This window comes from Actinoallomurus acaciae (assembly GCF_042429965.1).
GTDB lineage: Bacteria > Actinomycetota > Actinomycetes > Streptosporangiales > Streptosporangiaceae > Actinoallomurus > Actinoallomurus acaciae.
On sequence record NZ_JBHLZP010000495.1, the window covers coordinates 1,016 to 6,893 of the forward strand.

At 71.7% G+C, this 5,878-nt stretch carries 5 protein-coding genes; 1 reads left to right on the forward strand and 4 read right to left on the reverse strand.

The window, feature by feature from the left end; translation table 11 throughout:
- From ACFFNX_RS39825 to ACFFNX_RS39840, 4 genes are all read right to left on the reverse strand, one after another.
- Nucleotides 1-1,439 (reverse strand): thiamine pyrophosphate-binding protein (locus ACFFNX_RS39825; RefSeq protein ID WP_378211337.1); only part of this gene is annotated, 1,439 nt, incomplete at its 3' end.
- 17 nt (nucleotides 1,440-1,456) lie between these two features.
- Entirely contained in the window at nucleotides 1,457-2,335 is an 879-nt protein-coding gene (locus ACFFNX_RS39830; RefSeq protein ID WP_378211338.1) for an AAA family ATPase, read from the reverse strand.
- On the reverse strand, nucleotides 2,329-3,399 hold the full coding sequence (locus tag ACFFNX_RS39835) for a cupin domain-containing protein (protein WP_378211339.1): 1,071 nt from the start codon (nucleotides 3,397-3,399) through the stop codon (nucleotides 2,329-2,331). The genes ACFFNX_RS39830 and ACFFNX_RS39835 overlap by 7 nt, the downstream gene beginning before the upstream one ends.
- A 9-nt stretch (nucleotides 3,400-3,408) precedes the next feature.
- On the reverse strand, nucleotides 3,409-4,605 hold the full coding sequence (locus tag ACFFNX_RS39840; protein ID WP_378211340.1) for a cupin domain-containing protein: 1,197 nt from the start codon (nucleotides 4,603-4,605) through the stop codon (nucleotides 3,409-3,411).
- 234 nt (nucleotides 4,606-4,839) lie between these two features.
- Here ACFFNX_RS39840 and ACFFNX_RS39845 point away from each other — a divergent pair, with 234 nt between their 5' ends.
- Nucleotides 4,840-5,673, forward strand: coding sequence for an NAD(P)-dependent oxidoreductase (locus ACFFNX_RS39845; protein WP_378211342.1), 834 nt, complete (start codon nucleotides 4,840-4,842; stop codon nucleotides 5,671-5,673).
- Nucleotides 5,674-5,878 lie beyond the last annotated feature (205 nt).

The window sequence follows — 5,878 nt, forward strand, 5'->3', positions numbered from 1 at the left end:
GCCCCGGCATCGAACATCAGGTCGCCGTCCGGTTGCAGGTCGACGACGAGCCGCCCGCTGCCGCGGTGGGCGAGTGCGACACCGAGGGAGATGCCGATCTGCGTGGCGGTGCCGAGCTGGCGGCCGGGGTGCCGGCGCGGTGCGTCGAAGTCCCACAGGCGCCGGGCCCACTCGGCCGCGGTGCCCGCGGTCAGCACCCAGTCGTGGTCCTTGACCACGTCCCAGACCTCGGCGGCCAGCCGCGAGGTGGAGACCGGCGAGTCGTCCGCGTGCCGCGCGGCCTCGGCCGCCCAGGAGGCGCGCCGGTCGGCGTGCAGGCCGGCCAGTTCGGCGGCGTACGTCCTCCGGCGTCCGGCCCGGTCCGCGTCGTCGGCGGCGATGAGTTCCCGGCAGAGCGCGAGGAGCATCGGCAGGGCGACGACGGTGTCGGCGGTGACCTGGAGGTCGGTCTCCAGCAGGGCCGCGTGGTCCTCGCTCCACGAGGAGATCCCGATGTCGCCCAGGCCCAGGTCGAGAACGGTGGTGCCGGGCGCCAGGCGCGAGGAGATCGTACGGGTCGTCGAGTCGAGCCGCTGCGTCGGCTTGCCCATGTCCTTGACGTCGAGGAACAGGACGCAGTCGGCGCGTTCGATGGCGGCGGTCCCGGTGACGCACAGCGGATGGCGGTTGGGGAAGTTGAGCCGGATGCCCGTGTCGTCCACGCCCGCGCCGACCACCTCGGCCAGCTCGGTGAGCAGCCCGAACGCCGCGGGGTCACGGCCGGCGTAGCCGGGGACGATCACCGGCCGTTCGGCCGTGCACAGGAGTTCCGCGAGCCGGCGCAGCGCGGCCGGGTCGGGGCCGATCCGCGACGGTGCCGCCAGGCGCGAGAAGTCCGGCATCGCCACCGGCTCGTCCAGCGGGTCCTCCTGCAGCCCGGCGTCGAGTGCCACATAGACCGGGCCGGAGGGTTCGCTCGTCGCGATCCGGTACGCCCGCGCGAGAGTGGTCGGCACGTCGGAGACCGAGCGCGGCTCGTGGTCCCACTTGGTGTAGTCGCGGACCGCGTTGCCCTGGACGTTGGCCGAGTGGATCCAGTCGATGTTGGGTCGCCGCCGGTCGTGCGTGGCCGGTCCGGACCCGCCCAGGACGACGACCGGCGCGCGGTCGAGGTGCGCGTAGTAGATCCCCATGGCGCCGTGCAGGAGACCGACCACGTTGTGCAGGATGACGCCCATCGGCGTTCCCGTGGTCTTGGCGTAGCCGTGCGCGACCCCGACCGCGATCTTCTCGTGCGGGCAGCAGATCATCTCCATCTCGTTGCCCGCGTGGTTCACCAGCGAGTCGTGCAGGCCGCGGAACGAGGATCCGGGGTTGAGACTGACGTACGGCAGGCCCAGGGCCCGCATCGACTCCACCATCACGTCCGAGCCCCAGGCGGGCTGGTCCGTCGTGCCCATGGGTTCTCCCGTCAGGGTCATGCCGCACCGGTCGCGGCCACCAGGTCGTCCGCTTCGAGCCGTCCGGGGTCCATGGCGACGTCCAGTCGCTGTGCGAGGGCGGAGAGGACGAGTTTGCGCACCCGGCGGCCGTCCCACCCCGCGCACCGCGCGGCGACGCGGGCGTGCAGGTCCTCGTCGGCCGCCAGCTTGGCGAGCTCCGGCCACAGCCCCGCGAGCTCGGTCAGCGAGTGGCCGATGATCGAGGCGATCGTGGCGGTGTCGGGGAGCTCGAACGTGATGACGAGGTCGGCGCGGGACAGGAACGCCTCGTCGACGCCGGTCAGGAAGTTGGTCGTGGTGAGGAAGAGCACGCGGGGGAGTTCGGCGGCGATGGCGTCGATCCCGGCGAGCACCGCGTCCGTGGACCGGTGCACGTCGACCGGGTTCGTCTCCATGGAGGCCGCCGAGCGGGCCACCGCGAAGGACTCGACCTCGTCGATGAGCACGATCGTGTGCGGCCGCCGCATCGCGAGTTCGGGGATCGTGTCGCGGAGGAGCCGGGTGATCGCCCGCTGGCTCTCGCCGAGCAGCTCGGAGGGGAACGCGTGCGGGTCGATCTCCAGGTAGGTGGTCGCGCCCTCCGGCGCCACCGCGAGGGCGGCGCGCTGGGCGAGGCCACGGGCGAGGGTGGTCTTGCCCGTGCCGGGCGGGCCGGCCAGCACGATCAGCCCGTGCGGCAGCCCGGCGAGGGTCGCCAGGCGCCGCCCGTGCAGGAGGGTGAGCAGCGCCTGGGAGAGCAGCCGTTCCTTCAGGCCCGGTGGCGTGACGATGTGGTCCCAGGGGCCCTCGTGATGATCGGCGGGCAGGGCGTGCAGCGAGAGCACGCCCTCCGGCAGCGCCGGTCCGTTCACCATTCCCAGGTGGGCCGGGTGAGGGCCGGCCAGTCGATGGTGCTGGGATCGCCGGCCTGCTTGTCGCGGATCGCGTCCGGTGGCTCCTCGAACAGCACCATCGGGTCCATGAGGACGCGCATCGTGTCGAGGAGGCTGTCGAACATGTGGATGCGCACGACTTTGGCGGTGTGGTCCGGGTCGGAGTTGAGGTGCTGGTGCCACAGGTAGTGGTCGACGACGATGATGTCGCCCTTCTTCCACTCGTGGAACTCTCCGACCTCGGGCTCGGTGCCGAGGAACGACCTGCCGTGACCCTCCACGACGTACAGCCAGGCCTCTCCGGGGTGGCGGTGCATCGACTGGCCCCGGCCGGGCCCGATCTCGAACATCGCCATCGACATGCCCGACGCCTGGTAGCCGATCGCCCGGTCGAGGAGGAACGTGGTCCGGGTGCCGCGAGGGGTGTTGAGCAGTTCCAGCTCGTCCCAGCCGGTGTGGAGCCGGCCGTTGCGCCGGCGGTCCTGTTCGGCCGCGAGGCGCTGGCTGCGCCGGGCGTACGGGTCGGCCCCGGGGATCGCCGGCGACTGCACGGGCTTGGGCGGCAGCTCGGCGTACGGGGTGTCGCCGCCGTCCTCGTAGATGGAGTAGCCCATGGTGGACATGAGCGGCTCGGCGGAGAACGTCAGGTACCGGCAGGGCTCGGTGCCGTCGTTGCCGAAGCGGTGCCAGGACCACAGCGGCAGGTGCAGCGAGTCGCCGGGTCCCCAGTCGATGCGCCGGCCGTCGATCTCGGCCCAGCCGTGGCCGGCGACGCAGAAGACCATGACGTCCCAGGAGTGCCGGTTGACGTTCGTGACCGTGCCCGGGTCGACCTCGTGCGCGAGGGCGTCCATCGTCCGCGTGGGACGGTCGCCGTCCGCGCCGACGTACACCCCGCGGCGTACGCCCGGCGCCGTCTCGGCCATCGCGACGTCCTCACGGGCCACGACGGTCTTCTGGTAGCCGCGCCATTCCTCGAGGAACTCCGCACGACGCTTCTTCTGCACGTGGTAGTGCGTCACGCGGGTGGTGGTTCGGTTCGGCATGAGCGCTCCTCAGGCCTCGGCGTTCGCGGGAGTGCGCGCGTCGTCGTATTCGGGGGCGTTCTCGAGGTAGACGACGTTGTCGTAGCCGAGGTGCTTGAAGATGCGGTTCTGCCCGGAGAGCAGCCGGAGCGGGGTTCCGTCGGCGGCGAAGTGCTGGGCGACGGTGTTGTGGGGGACGTAGAGGGTGTCGCCGGCCTTGATCTCGTGCCGCGTCGGCTCCTTGGCCACCCGCGCGTAGTAGCGTTCGGCGATCTCGGCCTCGACCTCCCAGTGCAGGCTGTACCCCTCGCCGGAGAGCACGTACAGCACCTCGTCGGCCATGTGCCAGCGTTTGCCCGACCGGCTCCCGGCCGGAATGTCGAGGACGAAGGCGTCGACGCTGAAGGTCCGCACGTCGGTGTGCCGGGGGGAGGACAGCACGCGCACGCGGCCGAGGGGGGTGGTCTCCCAGGGCGTGTCGGCGGGCTTGACGACCTTCTTGCGGTCGGCCACGCCGGGCGTCCAGATCGCGCCCCAGTCCTCGCGCGGCCCGAAGCGGTCCTCGTCCTCGACCGGGCCGCTGCGTCCCTGCTGGATGAGACCCAGGTACATCCACAGGGACTTGGCCTTCATCACCAGGCAACGGGCGGTCTGGTCGTGGGGGTTGAAGTGGCGGTGAACGGAGTCGGTGTGGACCAGGACGAGGTCGTCCTTGGCCCATTCGTAGCGCTGGTCGTCGTGGATCTCATAGCCGGCGCCCTCCAGGATGTAGAAGGCCGCTTCGTTCTGGTGCCCGTGGCCGTGGTTGGAGGAATGGGGCGGAAGCTCGACAAAGTGGACCTGGAGGCTCTGGGTCAGGAACGGGTCGTCGCCCGGGCCGATCCGCCACCACGTACGGGACTGTTCCGAGTCACCGGAGTGGGCGACCTTGGCGTCGTCGACGACGACCGAGTCGTCGCGGACCCGGGGTGCGGTCAGCTGCCGGCGCCGGAACTCCTTCAGCCCGTAGGTCTCCGACGTGATGCCACGCAGAAACACCCGCCCGCTCTTGCCCATGTGAACCTCCAGTGGTCTTCGTCGCGCAGCCACGACGGGGCGGAAGCGGTCCGCCCGGGCCGTCACGACGCCGAGCACGCAGGGGACGGGGGACAGCCCGGTCGGACCGGCCCCGACGATCGGCGCGTCGGCCGATACCCGCGCGGGTGTGTCGCCCGCCGTATGCTGCACTCCATTGGTACTACCTTTATACCTAACAGGGGGGCTGGTCAATGAGACCGCGGAACGACGACGAGCTGTCATGGCGTCGGCACGCTCGGTCATGCGCTTCTCGGCGTTGAAAATGGTCTTACCAACATGCCATAGTGCGGAAGTTGTGACCGTTCGTGGCCGGCCGCGGGCGTTGCGCCGGGGGGCGACACGGGCATGTGGTTCCGGGGCCGGTCCGCCGAGGGAGGCCATGGGATGACAGTGGTGGGCGCGCTGGGACTCGGCGCGATGGGCGGTCCGATCGCCGGACACATCCGCCGGGCCGGATTCGACGTACGGTGCCTCGACCTCGATCCGGAGGCGGCCCGGCCGCTGGCCGCGCTCGGCGCCCGGGTCTGTGACTCGCTCGCGGAGCTCGCCGCGGGCACCGACGTCTGCCTGGTCTGCCTGCGCGGCGACGAGGACGTGCTGGAGGCGTGCCTGCCGGACGGCGGGCTGCTGGCGTTCCTCAAGCCCGGCTCGGTGCTCGTCGTCTGCAGTTCGGTACGCCCCGAGACGTGCCGCACGCTGGCCGGCGCGGCGAACGCCGTGGACGTGCTCGACGCGGCCCTGACCGGCGGCGTGCGCGGCGCCGAGGCCGGGGAGATCAACCTGCTGGTCGGCGGGGACGAGGCGCCGCTGCGGCGTGCCCGTCCGGTGTTCGACGCCTTCTGCTCGGCAGTGCACCACCTGGGCGCGCTCGGGTGCGGTCAGGTCGGCAAGACCGTCAACAACCTGATCCACTGGGCTCAGATCGCCGCGATCGCCGAGGCGCTCTCCCTCGGCTCGCGGCTCGGCGTGCCACCAGAGCTGATGCGTCCCGCGCTCGCCGCCGGACCGACCGACAGCCGCACCCTCCGCGAGATCGAGCTGATGCGCCTGACGTGGTACGTCAAGGACATCGACAACGCCCGGCGGATGGCTCGCGCCGTCGGCATGCCGCTGCCACTGACCGACGAGGTCCGCAGACTGATGGACGACATCACCGTTCCGGGCATCGCCGCACTCCTGGAGGAGGGCCGCCCGATCGACCTGCCGGCCCGGGAGTGACCTGACACTCCGGCGGGGCAGCGGGCACGACGTTCGCGGCCAGGCCCAGGCAGGGAGGTCTCGGCGCCCGGCGTACGGACACCAGCGCACTCGCGGGCCGCTCGGACCAGCACACGGCCCCAGGCGCCGGTACGGCGCACGCCTCGGCGAGCGGACCGATCGCGGTCCCGTGCCTGACGCCGGTGGCGGCCGGCGCGGCGCTGCC